Annotated in this window: 19 protein-coding genes; 11 read left to right on the forward strand and 8 right to left on the reverse strand. The window is 56.8% G+C overall.

Annotated features, from left to right (window positions below):
• The first annotated feature begins 497 nt into the window (after positions 1-497).
• The 3 genes from dnaK (at position 498) to VM163_12965 (ending at position 4,046) form a co-directional block, all read left to right on the forward strand.
• Complete coding sequence (gene dnaK, locus VM163_12955; GenBank protein HUT04788.1) at positions 498-2,420, forward strand: molecular chaperone DnaK; 1,923 nt, start codon at positions 498-500, stop codon at positions 2,418-2,420.
• 88 nt (positions 2,421-2,508) lie between these two features.
• A complete protein-coding gene (dnaJ, locus tag VM163_12960; GenBank protein HUT04789.1) occupies positions 2,509-3,651 on the forward strand; it encodes a molecular chaperone DnaJ in 1,143 nt (380 codons plus the stop codon).
• Between the two features lie 17 nt (positions 3,652-3,668).
• Positions 3,669-4,046, forward strand: a complete 378-nt coding sequence (locus VM163_12965; protein ID HUT04790.1) for a helix-turn-helix transcriptional regulator — start codon at positions 3,669-3,671, stop codon at positions 4,044-4,046.
• A gap of 132 nt (positions 4,047-4,178) precedes the next feature.
• Here the strand turns inward: VM163_12965 and VM163_12970 are convergent, their stop codons facing one another.
• The gene (locus tag VM163_12970; protein HUT04791.1) at positions 4,179-7,382 is read right to left on the reverse strand and encodes an AAA family ATPase; all 3,204 of its coding nucleotides are present in this window, start codon (positions 7,380-7,382) and stop codon (positions 4,179-4,181) included.
• Entirely contained in the window at positions 7,379-8,638 is a 1,260-nt protein-coding gene (locus tag VM163_12975) for a DNA repair exonuclease (GenBank protein ID HUT04792.1), read from the reverse strand. Before VM163_12975 ends, VM163_12970 begins: the two co-directional genes overlap by 4 nt.
• 690 nt (positions 8,639-9,328) lie before the next feature.
• Between VM163_12975 and VM163_12980 the strand changes: the two genes are divergently transcribed.
• The gene (locus tag VM163_12980) at positions 9,329-10,114 is read left to right on the forward strand and encodes a glycosyltransferase family 2 protein (GenBank protein HUT04793.1); all 786 of its coding nucleotides are present in this window, start codon (positions 9,329-9,331) and stop codon (positions 10,112-10,114) included.
• A gap of 30 nt (positions 10,115-10,144) precedes the next feature.
• Here VM163_12980 and VM163_12985 read toward each other — a convergent pair whose 3' ends face one another.
• A complete protein-coding gene (locus VM163_12985; GenBank protein HUT04794.1) occupies positions 10,145-12,631 on the reverse strand; it encodes an N-6 DNA methylase in 2,487 nt (828 codons plus the stop codon).
• A gap of 66 nt (positions 12,632-12,697) precedes the next feature.
• On the reverse strand, positions 12,698-14,113 hold the full coding sequence (locus VM163_12990; GenBank protein HUT04795.1) for an MATE family efflux transporter: 1,416 nt from the start codon (positions 14,111-14,113) through the stop codon (positions 12,698-12,700).
• 475 nt (positions 14,114-14,588) lie between these two features.
• Between VM163_12990 and VM163_12995 the strand changes: the two genes are divergently transcribed.
• The 7 genes from VM163_12995 (at position 14,589) to VM163_13025 (ending at position 19,078) form a co-directional block, all read left to right on the forward strand.
• Positions 14,589-15,758 (forward strand): DUF4062 domain-containing protein, encoded by a 1,170-nt coding sequence (locus VM163_12995; protein HUT04796.1) that lies wholly within the window; start codon positions 14,589-14,591, stop codon positions 15,756-15,758.
• Between the two features lie 121 nt (positions 15,759-15,879).
• Positions 15,880-16,134, forward strand: coding sequence for a type II toxin-antitoxin system HicA family toxin (locus VM163_13000; GenBank protein HUT04797.1), 255 nt, complete (start codon positions 15,880-15,882; stop codon positions 16,132-16,134).
• A 2-nt stretch (positions 16,135-16,136) separates the two neighbouring features.
• Positions 16,137-16,349: a type II toxin-antitoxin system HicB family antitoxin gene (locus VM163_13005; protein HUT04798.1), complete on the forward strand. Its 213-nt coding sequence runs from the start codon at positions 16,137-16,139 to the stop codon at positions 16,347-16,349.
• A gap of 229 nt (positions 16,350-16,578) precedes the next feature.
• Positions 16,579-16,785: a DUF2283 domain-containing protein gene (locus VM163_13010; GenBank protein ID HUT04799.1), complete on the forward strand. Its 207-nt coding sequence runs from the start codon at positions 16,579-16,581 to the stop codon at positions 16,783-16,785.
• 211 nt (positions 16,786-16,996) lie between these two features.
• Complete coding sequence (locus tag VM163_13015; protein ID HUT04800.1) at positions 16,997-17,215, forward strand: DUF2283 domain-containing protein; 219 nt, start codon at positions 16,997-16,999, stop codon at positions 17,213-17,215.
• Between the two features lie 180 nt (positions 17,216-17,395).
• Positions 17,396-18,409, forward strand: coding sequence for a site-specific DNA-methyltransferase (locus tag VM163_13020; protein HUT04801.1), 1,014 nt, complete (start codon positions 17,396-17,398; stop codon positions 18,407-18,409).
• Between the two features lie 9 nt (positions 18,410-18,418).
• Positions 18,419-19,078 (forward strand): hypothetical protein, encoded by a 660-nt coding sequence (locus VM163_13025; protein ID HUT04802.1) that lies wholly within the window; start codon positions 18,419-18,421, stop codon positions 19,076-19,078.
• Between the two features lie 71 nt (positions 19,079-19,149).
• Here the strand turns inward: VM163_13025 and VM163_13030 are convergent, their stop codons facing one another.
• From VM163_13030 to VM163_13045, 4 genes are all read right to left on the reverse strand, one after another.
• Positions 19,150-20,235, reverse strand: coding sequence for a DUF362 domain-containing protein (locus tag VM163_13030; GenBank protein HUT04803.1), 1,086 nt, complete (start codon positions 20,233-20,235; stop codon positions 19,150-19,152).
• 9 nt (positions 20,236-20,244) lie between these two features.
• A complete protein-coding gene (locus VM163_13035) occupies positions 20,245-21,201 on the reverse strand; it encodes a hypothetical protein (protein ID HUT04804.1) in 957 nt (318 codons plus the stop codon).
• Positions 21,202-21,357: 156 nt separating this feature from the next.
• Positions 21,358-21,573, reverse strand: coding sequence for a hypothetical protein (locus tag VM163_13040; protein ID HUT04805.1), 216 nt, complete (start codon positions 21,571-21,573; stop codon positions 21,358-21,360).
• Positions 21,574-21,593: 20 nt separating this feature from the next.
• Positions 21,594-21,812: hypothetical protein (locus tag VM163_13045; protein ID HUT04806.1), on the reverse strand; the 219-nt coding region annotated here is incomplete at its 5' end.

Genomic DNA, 21,812 nt, shown 5'->3' on the forward strand with positions numbered 1-21,812 from the left:
CCCAAAACTTGGCTTGAGTAGGTTGTGTTATGGGCTGTGCTGTGCCGATTTGGACGTTGAATAAGTGGAATTGGCAAGCTCGGCTGATGTGGCCCTGAAAGGGCCTGACGTGAGTAGCCCCGTGTGCAACGCGGGGTCATGGGCGTGCCCAAATCCGTCTTGGTGACCCTAAAGGGGTCGCACAAATTCAGAGATTAACGGTATCGTTCGACCCCTTTAGGGTCGGTTTTCAGGAGGTTTGGGACAACCTGTCCGCAGGTTTCACCTGCGGCTACTCACGTGTTCCCCCTACGGGGAAAGTATCCACGCCAGGGGAAGCTGGCATACGCCCATAACCCATCTGTTCCCGCTGTCGGGAGAGGAATGGGGGAACTCCTCATTTGCTGTCATTTTGGTTGCAAGAAACTTGACAAATTGCGACTCAGGTTTTATAGTGCTTATGAATGGCTACAATACGCCAATATGAAACACAATAAACTTTAGGAGGCAAGGACATCATGGGAAAGATAATCGGCATTGACCTCGGGACGACCAACAGCGTCGTCGCCGTAATGGAGGGCGGTGAGCCGGCCGTGATCGCGAACGCCGAGGGCGGTCGAACGACGCCATCCGTGGTGGCATTCACGGATAAGGGCGAGCGGCTTGTGGGCCAGATCGCGAAGCGTCAGGCGGTAACCAATCCCACGAACACGGTCTATTCGATCAAGCGGTTCATGGGCCGGCGGTTCAATGAGGTTTCAGAAGAGATGACGATGGTGCCGTATAAGGTAGTTACGGGGCCGAATCAGGACGTTCGAGTGGTAGCTCAAGGGAAGAAGTTCTCGCCGCCGGAGATATCGGCCCTCATTCTACAGAAGATGAGGCAGTCGGCGGAGGATTATCTCGGCGAGAAGGTTACTGAGGCGGTCATCACTGTGCCGGCCTACTTCAACGACAGCCAACGTCAGGCGACGAAGGACGCCGGACGTATCGCTGGGTTGACGGTGAAGCGGATCATCAATGAGCCGACAGCTGCGGCGCTGGCCTACGGGCTCGACAAGAAAGAGGACCAGACGATCGCCGTTTACGATTTCGGGGGGGGGACGTTCGACATCTCCATTCTGGAGGTAGGCCAGGGCGTAGTTGAGGTAAAAGCAACGAACGGCGACACGCATCTTGGCGGTGATAACCTAGACCAGCGAATAATCGACTGGCTGGCGGCCGAGTTCAAGAAGGACCAGGGGATTGACCTCTCTGCTGACCAATCGGCGCTTCAGCGTCTGAAGGAGGCTGCCGAGAAGGCCAAGATGGAGCTTTCAACGGTGGCGGAGACGGACATCAACCTCCCGTTCATAACGGCTGACCAGAGTGGTCCGAAGCACCTTAGCATGAAGCTTTCGAGGTCGAAGTTTGAGAGCCTTGTTCACGACCTTCTTGAGAGGACCATCGGCCCCTGCAAGAGAGCACTTGAGGATGCGCGACTCTCTACTAATCAGGTGGACGAGGTGGTTCTGGTGGGAGGCTCGACGCGTATCCCGAAGGTTCAGCAGATAGTTAAGGACCTGTTCGGCAAAGAGCCGCACAAGGGTGTGAATCCTGACGAGGTCGTGGCGGTTGGCGCGGCCATTCAGGGCGGTGTTCTGTCCGGCGACGTCAAGGATGTGCTCCTTCTGGACGTTACCCCGCTGTCGCTAGGGATTGAGACACTGGGCGCGGTCAGCACGGTTCTGATCGAGCGGAACACGACCATCCCGACCAAGAAAAGCCAGATATTCTCAACCGCTCAGGACAACCAGACAACGGTCGAGATTCACGTGCTTCAGGGCGAGCGCCCGATGGCCGCTGACAACAGGACTCTGGGCAGATTCCAGCTCGTTGGCATCCCGTCCGCGCCTCGTGGCGTGCCGCAGATCGAGGTAACGTTTGACATCGACGCGAACGGCATCGTGAACGTCTCTGCGAAGGACCTTGGGACTGGCAAGCAGCAGCAGATCACAATAACCTCTTCCAGCGGTCTTGACGAAGCTGAGATCAAGAAGATGGTGAAGCAGGCCGAGTCACACGCAGATGAGGACAAAAAGACGCGAGAGAAGGTTGACCTGAGGAACCAGCTTGATGGGTTGATTTTCCAAGCCGAGAGGACGATCAGGGACAACAAGGAGAAGATTCCGATAGCGGATGTGAATACGGCCGAGAAGGCGATTGAGACAGGTAAGAAGGCGTTGGAGTCTGAGGATACTGAACGGATCAGGTCCTCGATGGAGGAGATAACACGGATATCTCACAAGATTGCCGAGGAAATGTATAAGACGGCTACGCAGCAACAGCAGCAGCCCCAGGGGCCCGGCGCCGGGGCAAGCCAGCAGACTGCATCTCAGGAGGAGCCAAGCGGCAAGACAGAGGACAACGTGGTCGATGCGGAATACGAGGAAGTTGACTAGACCGACTTCTGACGGATTTCGGAGAGCTGGCGGGGGCTAGCGCCTCCGCCAGATTCGTGTCGGCTTTATTCGATGTAGGAATCAAGCGATGAGAGACTACTATGAGACTCTGGGCGTTCGCCGTGGCGCCTCAGCCAAAGAGATCAAATCCACGTACAGGAAACTAGCCCGGAAGTATCATCCAGACGTCAATCCTGGCGATAAGAAAGCTGAGGCAAAGTTCAAGGAGGTCGCGGAGGCGTATCGCGTCCTCTCCGACGAGAAGCTCCGGAAACAGTATGACCAGCTCGGCCACGAGATGTTCACGAAAGGTTATGCCAGCCAGACCGGTGGTGCCGGCGCTCAGGGCTTTGACTTCAGCAATCTCGATTTCAGCGCGTTCGGCCGAGGCGCAAAGGGCGCTTCCGGCTTCGGGAGTTTCCGGGACATGTTTAGCAGCATTTTTAGCCAGGAAAACTCCTTTGGTCGCGGAGCGGGGGCCGAAGCTGCGCCCAGAAAGCCGCAGGATATTCACTACAGGATGGAGATCGGTTTCATGGACGCTGTCAGGGGCCGCAAGGCAGTTATCTCGCTGAGACGAGAGGTCCTTTGCAGCGCGTGCAAAGGCACGGGGACCGGTCCTGGGTCAAGCTCGACCTGCCCGACTTGCGGGGGCACGGGAAAAACTCAAAGCGCGATGCCTGGCTTTGGTAACGTGGTGCAGGTCTGTCCACGGTGCGGAGGGAGCGGGAAGGTTGGCAGCCCGTGCCGCGACTGTGGCGGAAAGGGAGCAACGATCAAGACCGAGCGCATTAGGGTAACGGTCCCTTCCGGGATCGATGATGGAGGCAAGATCCGCATACCCGGAAAGGGCAATGAGGGCCCCGGCGGCGTTTCAGACCTGTACATCACTTTCAGCGTGCAGCAGCATCCCCTTTTCACTCGGAAGGGCCCGAATATCTACTGTGAGGTGCCTATCTCAGTGCCCGAGGCGGTGCTTGGCGCGAAAATTGAGATACCGACCATAGATGGCAAAGCCAACATGCGAATCCCGCCCGGCACGCAGTCTGGGCAGACGCTTCGCCTTTTAGGCAAGGGCGTTCAGATTCGCAAATCGGGGGCTCGCGGTGATCAATATGTAACGGTCAAGATCGTTGTGCCAAAGAAGATGAGCGAGGAGATGAGGCAGCTGATGAGGGAGTTCGGCAGGTTGAGTCCAGAAAACCCAAGGGCCTCGCTTGGCGGCTCTTGAGATTCGAGGTGTTGGAAATGGATGACGAGAGCAAAGAGTTCTTCTCTATCGGTATTGTGGCCCAGATGATGGACGTTCACCCCCAGACCTTGCGGCATTACGAGCGACGGGGACTCGTGGTGCCGACCCGAACCGAGGGCAACACTCGGCTCTACTCGCGGGAAGACGTCACGAAGCTGAGGATGATCCTGAGGCTGGCCAACGAGCTGGGCGTCAACCTCGCCGGCATAGAGGTCGTCCTCAACATGCGTGAGAAAATCAAGGACCTGGAGGCCGAGCGGAACCAGATTGTACATGCCATATTTGAGGCTCTCTGCGAGGAACTGCAGAGCACCGGCTCTGAGGTCAAAAACGCGCTCATCAAGGTGCAGTCCGGGTTTCTGGCCAAGTCTTAGCTCGCGGAGGAGGTTATCCGCCGATTACACAGATTGTAGGGGGCTTGCGTCCACTCTTGCTAATGTCGCGATTTCATACGGGAAGGCGGGCAATTCGGCGAGCCCCTACCGGCTTCTCCGCCCTCGTTTGCCTCAATCTGCGTAATCTGCGGACCATCCTCTCTTGACCGTGCCGTCGCTCAGTGTAAAGACCTGCGTCCCAGGCGCGACCTTGCGAACGAGTTCGAGCGTCTCCTGATGACAGCTGAAAAGCAAAACTTGATGCGTCTTCGCTAGCTCATAGATGACTTCCGCCGTGGCGCGAGCCCTATGATAATCGAAGTTCACTAGCACGTCGTCCATGACAAGCGGCAAGCTCTCGTGCTTCTGCGCAAACTCTTGCACAAGCCCAAAGCGCAGCGCAAGGAACAGCTGCTCCTTGGTGCCCTGGCTCAGCTGACTTATCTCGCGTCGCTCCTGTCTCGGGGTGAGAACATCAAACGTCGCCTTCTCGCCTAAAGGCCTTATTATTCTTGCATACCGGCCGTGGGTCATCTTCTCGAAAAGCAGACTGGCCTCCCGAACGACGCCAGGCTGACGCTCGCGCTCGTAAATATCCTGAGCCTGCCGCAATATCTCTCTCGAAATACGAAGAACGCACCACCTACGAGCGACTTGATCCAGTTTGGCCTTCAATTCCTGCTCCCTGAGCCTAAGCTCGGACGACTCATCCTCCGCCTCGAGCTGTGCAAGCTCCTTCCTGAGCGAGCCCCGCCGGTCGAGCATTTCCTCCCTTAACTTGTCAACCTGCTCCAGCTCCTCTTTGAGGTCATCGCGCTCAACCTCCAACTCATCTTTTGAGGATGCTCGAAGCCGCGCCTCGAGCTCCTCAAGCTTGCCGGGACCTGCGATACGCTGAAGCTCGTTGTGATTCCGCCGCGCCTCGTCCTCGAGCTTTTGACGGCGCTCGTACCACTTGGCACGCTCCTGAAACTCCTCTACGCTTGCGGCGCCGCCGCTTTCAAGAAGCTCGCGGATGCTCGATTCAAGATCGCCGATCTGCTTATGTAGGTCGCCCACGCGCTCTGTGGTCTCCGAAAGCGACTCCTCGATCTTCTCGCGCATGGCCTTATTCTCCTCGGCCCTTCTCAAATCCTCGGATAATGCGTCCAGAAAAACACCAGGATCATCGCCACTTCGGAGCTGCCTTAGGCAAGCACGAGCGATTTCCCCCACATCATCCGAGTACTTGTGGACCACGCTGCTCATGAGCTCTATCCGATTCGATAGCTTCTGGGCCTCATCATCGATGGTTCTGCATGTATCGATACCGGAGAGGACCTCGAGCGCACCAGAATGAGATAGGTTCTCCGAAAGCCCTGCATTGACAAGCCATTCTCGCCATTCTGCCCGGGTTGCGTTAAGAACCTTCAGGGCATCGTCGTGCTTTTTGGCCGCGGCCTCCACCTGCCGCTTTCCCTCGTCCGCCGCTCTCTGGGATGCCTCCCACTCAGAGCTCGCCTTGCGCCAGTCCCTGCACTCCTCAAGCGCACTCTCCGCGCGAGCGGTCTCTCGTTCTATGTTACTTTCATCCAGCTGATACTCAATGCCCATAAGAGATTTATTTTGGCGAATGCTAGCCTCGATATTTTCAAGCTCCTTTACGGTGGTTTCTCTCTCATGCTGGATGTCCCTAATCCGGGATTCAACCTGCTCAATCTGCCTCTCCACGAGTGCATCTGTTACCCTTTGCTGACGCCAAGCTCGGTGCAGGATGTAACCGAGAATCAGACCGACAACTAAAACCGTAATGGCAAGAGCCGCACTCTCTCTGAACGTGCTTGCGGCAACGACAATACCGGCGACCGGGGCCAAGAACGACAACCATCGAAACGATGTCCGAGATGGCTCATTTCTTCCAGCTTGCCAGGGCAAAGTCTGGGTCTGAAGGTCGGCCTCGCGTTTTTTGAGGTTTTCGACCAAATCCGAATGCCTGAGCCTTTTGCCGAGCAACCTTTCGATTTCTTTCAAGCGCTCTTTTCGGTCAAGTAATGGTTTCTCTTCCTTAGCTGGGGGTTCGGGAATTGCCTCGAACGCGCCTCTCAGCTCATCCGCCTTTATTAACGCTGTCTCAGCTGCCCTTGTCGCAGCATTGAGGGAGTTTCTGGCGTCGCTCTCTTTCTCGCGAGCATCTTCAAGCTTTCCCTGACGATCTCTGATCGATTCCCGCCTGCCAACCGATACGTCAAACGAGAGGAGCTTCTCCCGGTCCCAGTCCGGCCCAAGTTCTGACAGCTTATCGCTGAGCCGTTTGCTTGCATCTCTGTACTCCTGTTCTCGGGCCGGCAGGTCCCTCACGGCGTCATCATAACGGTCTCTGCCCTTCTGGAGACGGTGTATCGCGTTTGCTTGCGCCAGCAGGGGCTCATCCACATCTATCTGCTCCAGCTTCTTCTTCTGATTCGCCGCCCTCTGGACGCTGTCCCCGAACTGCGCCTTTGCGTCTTCCAGACCCTGCTGAAGCCTCTTGAGCTCCGCCAGACCATCAGCGAGGAATCGCTCGACCACCGGAACCTTCTCAAGTTCCGACCTTGCAGATTCTAAAGCGATCCAAGGGTCCCACGCCATTAAGCACCGCTCTAGCGCCTTGAGCCTGAGAGACAGGTCTCTTCTTTTCTGTTCCAGCCGTTCAATCTCCTCCTCCGATTGGGAGAATCTGCCCTTCAGATCGTCATACCTTCCAGTGGCGTCCTCGATTGCCCTGAGCCGGTTGCCTGCGTTGTCCAAGTCCTTCAGAACCTGGTTTATCTCAGGAGTTCTGCCGCCTTTCTTGAATATCTCGCTCATCCGATTATCCAGCTCGGCATAGAGAGCAGGCAGCGACCTCCTCAGACTCCCCATTCCCGCACTGTAGATGACGCCCTTAACCTTCTCGCTTGTCAGCTTCGAGAGCTCCTGAAGCTCCATCAGGCTGAACGCAAAGATGCTCTCGAACAGGTCCCGCGTAGCAGAGCCGAGCAGATTCGGCATGAAATCCTCGCCCGCTGCCGAGCCGTCCGGACACGTGATTGAGACCTCGCCCGCCACCTTGCGAGACGCTGTGCGCCTGACAACGTATTCCTCGCCAGCGTCGGTCAGCAAGGCCAGAGAACCGCCGTAGTTGCCCCCCCTAAGAGGTTCGTACCTGTTCGCCTTCCCCCCCGGAAAGCCAAATAGCATGGACCTGATGAATGCCAGCAGAGTGCTTTTCCCGGCCTCGTTATCACCGAAAAACACACAAAGCCCGGGCGGCACGTCGTCAATCTGCTGGCCGCAGAACAGGCCGAAACCATCAAGCCGGAGGCCCCTGATCCTCACTCCTGCGCTCCCAACAGCTCATCCAGCAACAACGACTGCGCAGATTGCAGCATCTCAATGACAGCCTGGTCGTCAAAACGCTCGAGATACCTCCTGACGTCTCGATGATTGAAGAGCTCATCGAGGCAGCCTCCAAGCTCCCTCAGCCGCTCGCCATCAGTCTGATGCTCACGCACGAGGCGCAGGCAATCCCCAACGATGTCCTGCGACTTCATGCGAACGTCGATGTCCAGGTCCGGCCCGGTGCTCAACCTAACGTCCGCAATAAAGACAGCGGGCGCAAGCGACGCTCCGATGCGCCGAATCTCCTCCAGATACTCATCCTGGCGAGACGAATTGCACAGTTCGGAGTGCATTGGCCCCCTGCCGGTAATAGTCAGCCGACAGATTGTCGGCCGGCCATCGGACGCGTTGTGAAGGTCCGAAAGGCATCGCGAAATCTCATCAATAAGGCCATCGATGTCCGCTATGCCCTCGATCGAGAAATCTGCGCTTTGCCATCGGACGACGTCGGTTGGAACGAACCGCGCCTCAACACCGCCGGAATCATCAACCGACACGAGAAAGCATCCCCTCGGGCCACTTTCGTTGATGTGCCTGCCCTGAGTGTTGCCGGAATACGCCACATAAGGCCCACGCTCATTGAGTATCTGACGATTGTGGACATGACCCAGCGCCCAGTAATCGAGACCCGAAAGCTCGAGGTCCTGCCGTGTGCAGGGCGAGTAGTTCTCGTGGCCACTGGCGGCGCCAACGTTGCAGTGCAGAAGACCGACCTGAAACAGAGGAGAATCCTGCCTGCTGAATCTTGCGGCCAGGTTGTCCCTGACCTCGGCCTTGCCAAAGCTCACGCCGTGGATTATCGCCTGTGCTTCGCCATCCCGCTCATAGACCACCGACTCAACGCGCTCTGCGCCAAAGACGTGGACACGGTCAGGCCATTTGAGATTCGCCTTCCACCCATCAAGCGGGTCGTGATTGCCGTGCACAACGAACGTTCGGATGCCCGCCTCGTCCAGCCGCTTAAGACCGTCGCTAAACCGCAATTGTGCCCGCAGGCTGCGGTCCTTGGCGTCGTAGATGTCGCCCGCCAGAAGCAGAAAATCAACGTGTTCTTCGAGGCACAGACCGATGACGTTGTCGAAGGCCTTGAACGTGGCCTCGCAGAGGAGCTTCTGCACATCGGGCGCCGCCTCAGCAAGACCCACAAAAGGGCTGTCGAGATGAATATCAGCCGCATGAACGAACTTCAACACTCGCCATCACCCCCTCTGAACACCACGAACCTGAGCACAGGAACTTCCAACAGAATCATTGCGGGCAGAAGCCTTCAATGACCATTGGATCATTGGCATTTAACTCGCTATTGGTCAAGGTTGCCTGAGTCGAGGAGTTTTCGTAATCTTGGGGAGGATAGTGTTGGGTTGTTGGCTCCGGGTCTTGGTTTTGGTCAAGAACAGAAGTGGAATTAGGGTTGCCGTCACGCTGCGTTTCAGTCCCCCGAAGGGGGGCGACAATAGTAGCCGTGGGTGTAAACCCACGGGATCCGTTCACGTCGGTATCCTCGCGACCCCAAAGGGGTCGAACAAATGCAGCGGCCAAAGCTATCGTTCGACCCCTTTGGGGTCGCTTTTCAGGGTGCTTGGGGCCGCCTGTCCGTAGGCTGGGCCTGCGGCCGGCGCCTACGGCTATTCACGTTCATCCCCTTGCGGGGATGCGGCAAGAACGCCGTCAGTTGAGCAGGCCCGAATACGATTACGAAAACTCCTCTGCCTGAGTCCCGACACCTCGCGAAATCAGAATGACTCAATGAGCTCAGTTGTTGTGGTATGCTGAGACAATAGCGTGGCCGTGGGCAGCGCGAGATGAGAAAGCCGATTTGTGGGATGTATATCCATTTGTGAACGCCATTAAGGGCGCATCGATCTCGTGAAGTGGTGTAGGATATGTTGAACGGCAAGAAGATAGTAGTCGTAATGCCGGCCTTCAATGCCGAAAAGACGCTTCTAGACACCTACAATGACGTTCCCAAAGATGTTGTCGATCAGATAATACTGGTCGATGATGCCAGCTCCGATGCGACCGCGAGAATCGCCAAGAAGCTCGGTCTTTTAGTGTTCGTCCACGATCACAACTTGGGATACGGAGGCAACCAGAAGACGTGTTACACCGAAGCTGTTGAGGCCGGAGCGGACGTTGTCGTCATGATGCATCCTGACTACCAGTACACGCCCAAGCTGATCACTGCACTGGCAGCGATGATAGCCAGCGGGGAGTTCGACGTTGCGCTTGGCTCGAGGATACTGGGAGTCGGCGCACTTGCCGGTGGCATGCCTCTGTATAAGTATTTCTCGAACAGGCTTCTCACCTTTGTCCAGAATGTTTTCTTGAACCATAAGCTCTCCGAATACCACACCGGCTTCAGGGCATTCTCGCGCGAGTCGCTTCTCAGGCTGCCTCTGCTTGAGAACTCTGACGATTTTGTGTTTGACAACGAGATACTTGCGCAGGCCATATTCTTCGGCCTCAGGATTGGCGAGGTCTCCTGCCCCACGAAGTATTTCGCCGAGGCATCGTCGATCAGCTTCAAGCGAAGCGTGAAATACGGCCTCGGCGTCCTCTGGACCTGCATCCGCTTCATCCTCCACAAATGGCGCCTCGCCCGCTTCCGCCTTTTCAGCAAAGACGGCCAGCGGATCGCCACAAAGCATGGCGCCCATGGTCCATCTTGAACTGCAGAGCCCACCGCGCGCCTCAGAAGCTCATCCGTGCAGCCTTTGACAACTGGAAGCACTAATACCAAAGCATTTGCCGGCGAGGCGGTCGAGCGCGGGCTGGGCTGCGGACAAGAGCTCGAGCTGCCCCTGGTCTGCGGCGTGATGGCATGTCCTTGAGAGCTGCGCGAGGTCGGCGTGGAGACTCTTGCTCGCATCGTATTCGGGGATTTTGACGTATTCCATGATGTGCGGCGGGGCGAAGCTCTTGCCGCCGGCGACTGAGTAGCTGCGCACCAGGAAGTTGACGAGCGAGGAGTTGAGCATCGCGCAGAGGTAGTGCGCCTCGTCCTCACTCCTGCAGGCGACGAACGCATGTGTGTTGTGGGGCAGGACGGGTTTTTCGCCCTCGAACGGCAGGACAGCAGCCTCCATCTTGGAGCCCATTATCCGCCAGCCGACCCGCCATCTTTCAAGCGTGTAGGTCCCGACGTTGAACATCGACCAGAAAGGGTGGCGCTTTGGGGTGAAGTATTTCTTGAACGCAGCCCGTTGCCTGAGCTGCCGCTCAAACCGGCTGAGGTACATCAGCGTTTGGGGGTATTTGGCCTTCATGGTCTCCTCGGCGATGCCTCTTCGCGTCTTGGGGTCCTGGGCAAGGATCACGTGCACAGACGGGCGGGCGTCCCATTTCCTCAGGTCGCGGCCCAGAAGATGTGCATAGACGAGGTCCGGCTCGATAACAGCCCTGACCTTTTTGACCATGATCTTCCCAATGTCGTGGATGTTCTCGATGACGAGATCGCCGTTCGGAAGCGACTCAACAATCCTGACGATGAAGCAGCCGGAAAGGCCCGCGCAGTTCACGCCCTCCCAGGCCTTGTAGGGCGACGGGCCGATCATCTTGCGGATCGGCTCCATAAGACCATAAGGCACAGTCAGCCAAGAGGACCCCAGCCTCTCCTTATCAACCGGTGAGGCTACGAGCTCCGACCGCTCGGCGAGGTCGATGGGCGAGGCGCGGTCGGCGGGTAGTGTCGTCTGGCCACCCCGCCTTTTGCTCCAGACGGTGTAGGGCACGGGATAGCGGGTCGGGCTGTCTGAGCGTTCGCATATTAAAAGCGCTGTGCGGTTCGCGGCGTCGGGAAATGGCGAGAGGGCTGTCAGGTCGTGCACAGCCTTCACGTTTATGAACACTGTCCCCGGGCGCCCGCGGAAGAAGAAACGTCGGAAGCCCTCGCCAGCGCCTCGTGTCTTGAAGGCGCTCTGGGTGATCAGAAAGCCGAGCTTGCCGCCATTCTTCAGGAGGCGGTCAACGGAGCGATAGACGAATAGCATGGAGAGGTCCTTCTTGGCGCCGCCCATTTGGCCCTTGTTGCCCGCAAGCGAGAAGAGACCGTAATCGCTCCAGAGCGGTTTCGTGGCCTCGCGATACTCTTTTGAAAGGTTGTCCCAGAGCACCCAGGGGGGATTGCCTACGACCAGGTCAAAGCGACCTTCGTTCAGTTCAGTAGCGGTTCTGGACGATAGGCCTCCAGACTTCCGTTCTTCGTCCTGTTCTGTGATTAAGTCGAACGTATGAACTGGGATATCGAGGCAGCGATCAAACGGCAGCATTGAGCGAATCGTGATGATGTAGTTGGCTTTTGCGGCGAGGGTCGCCAGTGGGTTGACATCAACACCGACGATGCTGGGCAAATGACGCTTTCTCGACGAGGCTTCACGGGGTCCAGTCGGTGCTGCGCTCAGAGTCCGGCCGAGGGCGCGCGTCAGAAAGGCGCCGGAGCCGCACGACGGGTCGATCAGCTTCATAGACGGGTCGCCGTCGTATCCAACGCTGTCCAGAACGAAATCCACTAGCCACTCCGGCGTGTAGTACTCGCCGAGTGAGTGTCGGAGCACACGTGGGATGAGCGAGGCGTAGAGTTCCCCGAAGAGCTCGTGGGCGTCAGCGCTGCCGTCCGGACGCGGTCCCAGCTCGTAGCTCGACAGCCGCTTGGTCATCTCTCGGAATAGGAGGTTCGCGCGGTCCGGAAATGCGCTCGAGTACCATCCAAAACAGTCGTCCGCGGGGAAGTTGCCTATGCCGACCTTTCGGAATGCGTGTCCGTTCTCGATTGACAGGAGCTGGTCAATTGAGGGCGAAAGTGGCTCGTAGTTGGACTGAATCGCGCTTTCGAGACGGTGCGAGACTGCGTAGGCGGCGACTGCCTTGACCACGAGGGCGTAATAGGTCTGGACAGCGAAAAGCAGCTGCCGAGGCGCTGCATTGATGTGGCGAAAAGCCCGGCCAAACGGTGTGGAATCGGGATCAGCAAGCAGATTCTTGGCCCCGGACGGGAGGGCCTGGCTGGCGTTCCATGCCGCAAATAGCTCCTCTTCGTCGCTGCCTTCGGCCAGTGCGTCGCAGAGGTCTTGAACTGCGCGCTTTGCGATCGGCCCTTTTGGCCCGAAGTCGGCCGCTATCTGCGTGCTATCAAGCCGCTTGCGCTCTGGGCTGGGCGATTGTGTTCGGGCAACTGCTCGTTTTGTCATGTCGCTGGACACAAAGCTCCTTTGGCGCATGTCGGCCTGTATCGGCCCGTTGTGGGAGCGCTCGGCCTAGACCGAACGCTCAAGCCACCTTCCTTTTCTGTACCACGAGGCGATCAGCAGTGTATCGAAGACGCTCCCAATTATGAAAGCCCACCATATCACCGCCTCGGTCGCGGAGAAGGCGTAGATGGCGACCGCCATTAGGCTGAGCCGCAGTGCCTCGGCCAAGAGCCCTATTACGGTCGGCGGCAGCGTGTCCCCGGAGCCATTGAAGGCGCTGACGAGAACGAGCCTGACCGATTGGAGCAAGGCGGAGAAGACCATGATCTTGAGGGCGATGACAGCCACCCTTGCGACCGCTGCATCGGCCGTGAACGCGCCCATCAGCTGAGGCGCAAAGATGAAGATGCCCGCACCTATGGGCGCACACATCAAGAACGCCACCACAGTTGCGGTCTTCACGGTCTTAAGTGCCATTTGCTTGCGACATGCGCCCAGGCAATGGCCGACGATCGCCGACGAGCCAAGTCCCATTCCGACTGCGAAGATAGTTGTGAAACCAAGTATCTGGCCCGCGAAACCGTATGCTGCAACGACGGTCGTGCCGAACAGTGCGACGAAGTACGCGGTTGCGAACCCGGCAACGGACCTCGCGATCCCCTCGAGCCAGGGAGGCGCGCCGACCTTGAGAATCCTCGCCATGACGTCCAGGTCAGGCATCCAGCCCTTTAAGAGTCTAAACTTCACGCTCGTTTTTGGTGAGTGCAGCATGAGAAAGCCGGCGATGCAGCATACGAGAAGCGATATTCCCTTCGCGATGGCTGAACCACTGACGCCAAGCCCGAGGCCAATCCCGGCGCCCTTGCGGAGTATCTCCCATCCGCCGATGTGCAGCGATAAGGGCGAACTGTCGAACATCATGAGCGGTGCAAGGATTATGTTCAGCCCGGTTGTGAGAAACATCAGATGCATCGCGCGCCGTGCATCGCCCATCCCCCTGAACGCCGTGAACATGCTCCACGAGACGAAGTTGAACGGCAGACCGATGAATATCCAGAAGCCGTATTCAGAACCGAGCGCGGCCACTAGTGGCTCGGCGTTCATCCACAAAAGAACCGAGCGAAGAAGCCAAAGACCCGCTCCGCCCGCAAGAATGGCGAACCCGAACTTGAGCAAGAGCGTCTGCTTGATCGCATTCTCCGTTCCCTCGTAGTCCTTCTCCCCGAAGCGCCTCGAGATGACGGATACTGAACCTGAGCCGACGAGGGAGTTGGTCGTGGAGAGAACACCTGCGAACGCCCCAAAGAGCGTCATCCCCGCCACGGCTGAGCTGCCGATAAGCCCCAAGAAATAGATGTCGAACAGCGCACAGACCATAGTCGTGCCGAAGCCGATCATCGAGGGAACGCCCATTGATATGACGTTGTGAAGGACGCTGCCCTCGGTCAGGTCCCTGGGTCGAACAATTCCTACTGGTCGCATAACTCCTCCAAAGAAAGCCGAAGGCTATTGCTACAAACCCGCAACGTCAAGCCAAGTGCAGCAACGTTCTAATCCGGATAATTCATAAACCAATCTGAGACGGGTTAAGTTCTCCGGCCTGAGGAATAACCACCGAGACACAGAGTCACAGAGAGAGCGAGCCCTATGTATGCGTGCTCTACGTAGAGGCTGTGTTTGAGGAGGGATCAGAGCTGTTGCCTGAAGGCACGAGGGAATGAGGCCCTGTCGATGGTCACAAGTTGCATAAAAACCGCCCGCTCGCATGAATGATTCACAAGCGGCACAATCCGCAATTGGTTGGAACGGAACGCTCGCGATTGACTTTGTGGCCACGAATGTTGTATCCTTGGTGCCAGATGGTTATAACAATGAAGAGAAGGCCTAACAAACAGGATGCAACCGACGGGTTACAGCCGGCACTAGGCCGCAACCTCCGGGAGAGAGAGGAGATGAGATGCCGATAGCACACCAGCCATCAGTATTCGTCAGTTCGACCTGTTATGACCTCGCTCAGGTTCGCCATGACTTGCGCCTCTTTATCGAGTCGCTCGGCATGATGCCAGTTCTATCTGAGTTCAATTCGTTTCCGGTTGACCCAAGCCTTGATGCCGTGGGCAACTGCCTGGCAGCTGTCAAAGACAAAGCAGACGTGTTTGTCTTGATTATAGGGGGCCGATACGGATCGGAGACTGACACCGGTAAGTCCGTTACCAATCTCGAATATCTACAAGCGAAAGCAAAGGGCATCCCACGATATGTATTCATACAAAAGGGAATCCTTGCGAATCTTCCGGTCTGGCAGAACAACAAATCTGCTGACTTCACTTCCGTAGTCGACTCAGCAAAGCTCTTCGAGTTCGTGGAGTGGCTCCGTGATCCTGAGGAAACTTGGACTTTCCCTTTCGAATCTGCCCAAGACATTATTGATACTCTTCGGAAACAAATGGCATACCTATTCAAAGACGCGCTCGATATCCGCAGCAAGGTGATGGGTTCGGGCGTATCCGAATCGCTGCAAGATCTATCGGCAAAAGCATTGATGCTCGCCGTTCAAAAGCCATTTGCATGGGAATACTTGCTCTTCGCGCAGGTTTTTGCCGATGAGGTCGCCCGTTCGTCTGCCATCAAGAGGGATTTGGAGTACGGTATTACCCTTGGCCGAGGTGTTCGTCTGGGTGACCTCCAAGGATTCCGCGATTGGACTCAGATCAAGTCCGGGGAAATGATCTCCTTGGTCAAATCCGCAGACAAGATGGTCAACGTTGCTCTCGCAGAAGCTCTGGGTGCTCCAGGAGATGTCGGAAAGATTGTCTACGTGGCACGAAGGTTAGGGCAGGTCTACCAGCGACTGATTGAGTGGTCTTTGGAGTGCAAGCAGGCTGAGGTGGAAGAGGAGTTCGCTGGCGCTCTCACCGTCCTTTACGGGTGGTCACAGAAGTTCCTTGCTCAACTAGAAAACTGGTCACGGACTCTGCCGGATGAGATCAGCAGTTCAATATCCCGATATCAGAAGACGAAGGAACCCGAATCGTTGGTTCTCTCTCTGACACTGACACCTCCGGATGTGAAAGCTTTCTCGGAAGAGCTTCGTCGCCTGGAGGTACGTTTCCGGACATCCTATTGAACCTATCTCCCGAACAGACAGGTCCAGGCCAAGCGTCTAGAGGCCCACCCCTAGGACTTCGTTGCGCCAGCAGCGCCTTCAGCGTCTTGCTCGGGTTTGGCGGTTGTGTTAAGTTGTCGTCATGGGCAAACACGAGAAGCTGTACCAGCACATACTGATGCGTCGGTCAGACGCGAACATCCCTTTTGACGGGCTGTGCGAGCTTCTCAAGCGACTTGGTTTTGAGGAACGGGTGAGGGGCGATCACCACATCTTCACGATGGAGGGGGTCGAAGAAATCCTCAATCTACAGCCCAGAGACGGAAAGGGAAAACCATACCAAGTCAAGCAGGTCAGGCATGTGATCTTAAGGTATAACCTCCTATTGGGAGAATGAGCATGGATGCAAGATACGAGATCATCATTTTTTGGAGTGAGGCGGACGGCGCGTTTGTTGCTGAGGTTCCGGAGCTTGCAGGCTGCATGGCAGACGGCAGAACGCGCCAGGAAGCCCTCTCAAATGCCGAGCGGATCATCAAGGAGTGGATCGAGACTGCCGAAGAGCTCGGCAGGCCGATTCCCCAGCCGAAGGGTCGCCTCGCCTACGCATGAGCGAAGCGTCGAAGAGGCGCAAATGCCATACAATGATGGATAAGGAGCTGCTTCGCCAACTTCCGAAAGCATGACTATTCAAATGAAGCAGACCATGTGACCAGCCCCCGGTTCAAAGGAAATGGGGCTATATAGAGGAGGCTGGGAAGTATCTGAGGGTGATTCTCCTAAGAGATGGGGAAACCGTTCATAACGCCTTTTTCGATAGAGACTTCAGGGAGGAAACGCCATGAAAATACGGTATTTTGCAGACACGGATACTGCGCTGATTGAACTTTCTGATGCACCCATTGCGGAAACAAGAGAGATATCGGAGAACCTCTATATCGATTTGGACGGGAAGGGCAACCTTGTTAGCATGACAATAGAGCATGCAGAAGAGAAGGCGAATATCTCTGAGGTTTCATTCCTACAAATGGCAAAAAGCACCGCCTGACAAGAAAATCAGGCAACCGTTCTGCCCCCTTTGTTTGTGCAAGGCATAGGGTTCGCCACGCCGGCCCGGTAGGACGTGCCCTTCGACCAGAAAACAAATGATTCCTTTCTCTGCGGGCCTGCCGTATCATGCGACCCATGAGTGAGTACGGTTTTACAGACTATTTCCTCAACGAGGTGCTGCGGAAACGACCGCGCAGGAGATTCAAGAGATGAAGCTGAACTACTACCGGGAGACCGATTCTCTGTATATTGACCTTTCGTCCAAGCCGAGTGTGGAGAGCAAGGAGATTTCGGAGGGCATCGTCTTGGACTACGATGCCGAGGGCAATCTGGTCGGGATCGATATCGACAATGCAAGCCACAAGATTGACCTGAAGGAAGTGATCCTCAACAAGATTCCGGCTGAGGTCGAGGCTGTGATGGCGTGAAGACTGTCGAACCGCCGGCCTGCTGGCGAGACCGATCCCACAGCCGAAGGGCGCCTCGCCTGCTTGGGCAAACACGAGAAACCGCGTACACACATAATGATGCGTCGGTCAGACGCGAACGTCCTGGTGGCCCCATAATCGGGTCTTGAGAAAGACCGGCAAAAACGATACAAGATCCTCATGACTGTTAAACTGCGAGCGCCACAGAATAGAACACTTGTCCTGTCGGATGCAGACCGGCGACGCTGCTCGCAGGCACTGCGACATGTTGACTCCGCTGTCTCATTGGCGGAGGTCTTAGATTCGACCATCTGCCAAGACGCTTTTGAGGTGTTGCCTCGTCTGCCGTGCGGCGTCTTTGATCTCATCGTGGCCGACCCGCCCTACAACCTGACGAAGTCGTTCAACGGCAGGACGTTTAAGCAGACCGACCTCGACCAATACGAGGCGTGGCTTGGCTCGTGGTTGCCGGAGATGCGACGCCTTTTGAAACCCACTGGGTCTATTTACGTCTGCGGGGACTGGCGCTCATCGGCGGCCATTCATCGAGTTCTTCTCGGGAGTTTCAACGTCAGGAATCGGATTTCGTGGGAGCGCGAGAAAGGCCGGGGAGCCAAGACTAACTGGAAGAACAACACGGAGGATATCTGGTTCGCCACCGTTTCCGATGACTACGTTTTCAACGTTGACGATGTGAAGCTGAAGCGGCGTGTCATTGCTCCGTACACCGATCCCCGCGGGAGGCCCAAAGACTGGGAGAAGACCGATCAAGGCAACTTCCGCATCACGCATCCCTCGAATATCTGGACGGACATGACTGTTCCCTTCTGGTCGATGCCGGAGAACACAGACCACCCCACGCAGAAGCCTGAGAAGCTCCTCGCGAAGGTCATCCTCGCCAGTTCCAATGTCGGCGATGTCGTCTTCGACCCCTTCCTGGGCTCTGGAACGACGTCAGTGGTTGCCAAGAAACTCCGACGCCACTACGTTGGCATCGAGATTGATGCGGAGTTCTGCTGCTTGGCAGAAAGGCGGCTCGAACTCGCCGAACGGGAACCAAGCATTCAGGGATACTCAGACGGTATTTTTTGGGAACGAAACACCCTGACCGACCAGAACAACGGGCGTGACTCGAGGCGCGCCCCCAATCGGGTGCAGCGCACCTTTTTCGATGACATCAGAATCGGGAGGTGAAGGCGAAACATGAAGAGCCGCATATTCTCGACGAACCGGTTTGAGGAGATCGCCAAGCGGACCAAGGAATTCCTCAACGCCCACGAAAATTTCCTTTCGCCCAGCACTGCGCGCAGTACCCGTGCGGTCGGCGACGCCATCGAGGGGATTCTTGGAGACCACTTCCAGAGCATTCTTGGTGAGGATTGTGCGGAATACTCCGCCAACTTCGCACGCCGGGCCATGGCCGACCTCGCGTTCAAGGACAGTGACGGCCTCTACTATGTCGTTGACGTCAAGACACATCGCGAAGACACGAAGTTCAACATGCCCAACCTTACGTCGGTCGAGCGACTTGCACGTTTCTACGAGGATGACGCCAACTACTTCGCACTCATCCTTGTGAACTACCGACTCGAAGGGACCCATGCCGTGGTCTCAGAGGTAACGTTCGCACCCATCGAATTCCTCGACTGGGACTGCCTCACGGTCGGAGCCTTGGGATGGGGACAGATCCAGATCACGAATTCAAACTACATCAGCGTCAGACCTCGCTATTCACGCAAGGCATGGATGCTCGAGCTCTGCGACATCATGCTTGAGTTCTACCCAAAGGAGATCGGCAAGATCGAAGCCCGGATCGAATACTTCCAGAAGGTCAAACAGCGTTGGCAAGCAAAGGCAGAGTAGGCAGACCCAGCAATTAGCTGCATGGAGACAAGGGCGAGCGCGCCCGGGGCTCTCCAGCCCCTGCGGCCTGGCTACAAGACGTGGAGGATGTCTTCAGGCTTTGGCGGGCAGCCTGGGACGTGAGGCAGGTTCTCTTGGGCTGCGAACTTGGCTGAGCACTTGCCGATGCAGACTGTCTGGCCGCACACGTGAGGATAGTCCGCGTCGGGACCTGCGATGAACACGCGTTTGCCGAGGATTCCTTTGAGTATGAAACTTAGGACCTTTAGCGGGTGCCTCCAGGGCCGTTTGATCAGGCCCTTAATCGCATCCGAGATGGCGTTGCTGCAGCCAGAGCAGGCCCCGAACGGGAAGTAGAACAGGTTGATTTGCCTGTAGTAGCCCTTGGAGCGCTTGAACCTCGTCCGCACGTCCTCGAGCCTCGCTCCCTGAATCTCGCCCAGCTCGACAGGTGGGACATGGCCAACCTCGCCCAGTTGAAACCCCATTATCTTCAGTGCGAGGTTGTCCAGCTCGAGAGCGTCGTTGCCGAAAAGCATCAGGTTGAGGTCCTTCCGCTCACCGAACTTCCCGGGTCCCTCGCCCTCGAGCGCCCAGATGGCGTCGATAATGGCAAAGTCTGGCCTAAGGACTTCGTAAAGTGCGGGAACAGCCCTGTCAAGGCCTAGTCTGTGGAACCGCATCTTGTCCTCGTTCGTCAGAATGCCCTTCTGATTCTTGAGGCAGAGCGTCGCGCCAGTCAGGATGTGCGTCTTCATCTTGGCCACGTTGATGTAGGCGCACTCGTCGAGGAGTTCCGGCAGCAGAAGCTCACCGAACTCCCATCGCCTCGGGACGCGCTTCACTTTCTGTAGGTTGACAAGCTCGGCTCCGTGTCGTGCGGCGAGCTTGAGAAGACCTGTCCTGCTGAAAGTCTCGTCGGTGTCAACGCCGAGCACGCAGCTTTCGGCTATGACGCAGCGCTTCCCTCCGAAATGCCCCAGCAAGGCCTCGAGGACAGCCGGATGAACGGTCGCACCGACCTCGGGCGCGTGGACGTTGACGATGTTAGGCTTGATCAGTATTCGCTTGGAGCCCGGATCGAACTTACACGCCTGAAGCCCCGCCTCAATCGCGGACCGGACCGCGCCGTAGCTCGTGCGAGCGATGAACAGCACTTGCGATTGTTAGGGGAACGAGGCCAGACCGCCCGACGCCCGGACGTCGCAACCGTCCGGTATGGCATCGAAGGCACTGGCGGCCACATTGCTTGCCAATTGCTCAGGGGTTTGGGCCTTTGCGACGGCCGCACACCAAGTGTAACCGCTGCCCGAGAATTCGTCTCGCACAAACGACAGCCGCATTCTGAGCCCTGATTCGCCCGTTCTCTCGAGCTGTTCAAGCGGGGTCCCGCGGCAGCCCGGCGTCGGCTCGTAGAACACGACCTCTCCCGACGGGTCGATTAGGGCGACGAAGAGTTCGTATCCTGCTGTTGCAGCACCCGTTCCCGACACGGTGAATATCACGTCGCAAATCTGCCCAGCCTCAGCTGCCCGCAGTTCTCTTGATATTTCCACACCGAATAGTGGCGCGGGCCGAAACGCGGCCGAAACGCGCTGCGGAGCCGAGACAGACCGCAGCCCGCCGGTTCCGCTGCACTCGGGGCTTAGTCGCATCCTTGCTTGTGAGGCGCCAAGAAATGGCATTGCGTTCATTCCGGCATCGGTGACTCGATGGAGCAGTGGGCGCTCCGCCAGGGCGATTTCTCGTAGCGGCTTGGGCTCATCCTCGGCTACTACACGGCACGCGCCACCAAACCGATACGTCTTGCGCATCGCGTTCTTGGCCATGTCACGTGCGAACAGGACGACGCTGTACTCACCGCTCAACGAGCCGCTCGGCGTGTATGAAACCCGATATCCCAGCGGTATTTTGGTGAGCGCGGGCCGCGCCTCTTGCCCATCCACAATGACGCGGATTGACGAGGCATCAACGCCAGACAGGTTGTCGCGAACACGGAAGACCATCTGTCCGCTCTCTGTCAGGTTCGTAATCCGCGGTGCTTGCTCAGCGCTCGCCACGACGGCTGAGCAAACGATAATCGCAGTGAGAGACATAATGAATGCAAACTTTGAACTAACCATAAACTCTCCTCATATTCTTTGAGCCCACTCGCCGTAAACTACTTCCCAGAAACCAAAGTTAAGAACTGACTCGCCCTAGAAGGCTGTCAACGCAGGCTCGTGTAGCCACTCGCGCTGATGCCCGGCCCCAGGCCACGTCAGCGCCTCACTCCGGCCTTAGCTTTCGATCGCGTCAACGATTTCCGCTAGCTTTTCAACGCCCGGCCTAAAAAGAGAAATCGCCTCGGAAATGTCCGCAAGCATCTCCTCTTTTGCCGAGGCGCCGGTCAACCTGAATGCGGAGCTCATCAAATGGTCCTGAAGCCGCTGTAGCTTGTCAGTAGCATTTGACAAGGCCGAAACAATCTCTTCCTTTTGCTCTGCGATTTCCACCGTGATAATCTCCCTATCCTCTACAATACAATCTCTCTGATAACCCGCCAGTAAGCCTCGAATCTGCGCCTCGCCTCGGCCTTACCAATAGCTATCGCAAGGCCGAAAACCATCAGCCTGATGGACACGCCAATTGCTATTACAAGCCGCAATGCGATGCGCGAGCTCCCACTTCTATGTCGATTAAAAAAATAGCATAGACTGCGATATGATTCAAATGTCGTCCTCTCGACGTTCTG

This window comes from bacterium (assembly GCA_035527515.1).
GTDB lineage: Bacteria > B130-G9 > B130-G9 > B130-G9 > B130-G9 > B130-G9.

What these genes read in the sequence shown, in the direction of transcription:
- VM163_13005 (HUT04798.1), top strand. Translation starts at nt 16,137, where the DNA reads ATGGATGCAAGATACGAGATCATCATTTTTTGGAGTGAGGCGGACGGC.
- VM163_12995 (HUT04796.1), top strand. Translation starts at nt 14,589, where the DNA reads ATGCCGATAGCACACCAGCCATCAGTATTCGTCAGTTCGACCTGTTAT.
- VM163_13000 (HUT04797.1), top strand. Translation starts at nt 15,880, where the DNA reads ATGGGCAAACACGAGAAGCTGTACCAGCACATACTGATGCGTCGGTCA.
- VM163_13025 (HUT04802.1), top strand. Translation starts at nt 18,419, where the DNA reads ATGAAGAGCCGCATATTCTCGACGAACCGGTTTGAGGAGATCGCCAAG.
- VM163_12965 (HUT04790.1), top strand. Translation starts at nt 3,669, where the DNA reads ATGGATGACGAGAGCAAAGAGTTCTTCTCTATCGGTATTGTGGCCCAG.
- VM163_13020 (HUT04801.1), top strand. Translation starts at nt 17,396, where the DNA reads ATGACTGTTAAACTGCGAGCGCCACAGAATAGAACACTTGTCCTGTCG.
- VM163_13015 (HUT04800.1), top strand. Translation starts at nt 16,997, where the DNA reads ATGAAGCTGAACTACTACCGGGAGACCGATTCTCTGTATATTGACCTT.
- dnaJ (HUT04789.1), top strand. Translation starts at nt 2,509, where the DNA reads ATGAGAGACTACTATGAGACTCTGGGCGTTCGCCGTGGCGCCTCAGCC.
- VM163_13035 (HUT04804.1), bottom strand. Translation starts at nt 21,201, where the DNA reads ATGGTTAGTTCAAAGTTTGCATTCATTATGTCTCTCACTGCGATTATC.
- VM163_12990 (HUT04795.1), bottom strand. Translation starts at nt 14,113, where the DNA reads ATGCGACCAGTAGGAATTGTTCGACCCAGGGACCTGACCGAGGGCAGC.
- VM163_12985 (HUT04794.1), bottom strand. Translation starts at nt 12,631, where the DNA reads ATGACAAAACGAGCAGTTGCCCGAACACAATCGCCCAGCCCAGAGCGC.
- VM163_12980 (HUT04793.1), top strand. Translation starts at nt 9,329, where the DNA reads ATGTTGAACGGCAAGAAGATAGTAGTCGTAATGCCGGCCTTCAATGCC.
- VM163_13010 (HUT04799.1), top strand. Translation starts at nt 16,579, where the DNA reads ATGAAAATACGGTATTTTGCAGACACGGATACTGCGCTGATTGAACTT.
- dnaK (HUT04788.1), top strand. Translation starts at nt 498, where the DNA reads ATGGGAAAGATAATCGGCATTGACCTCGGGACGACCAACAGCGTCGTC.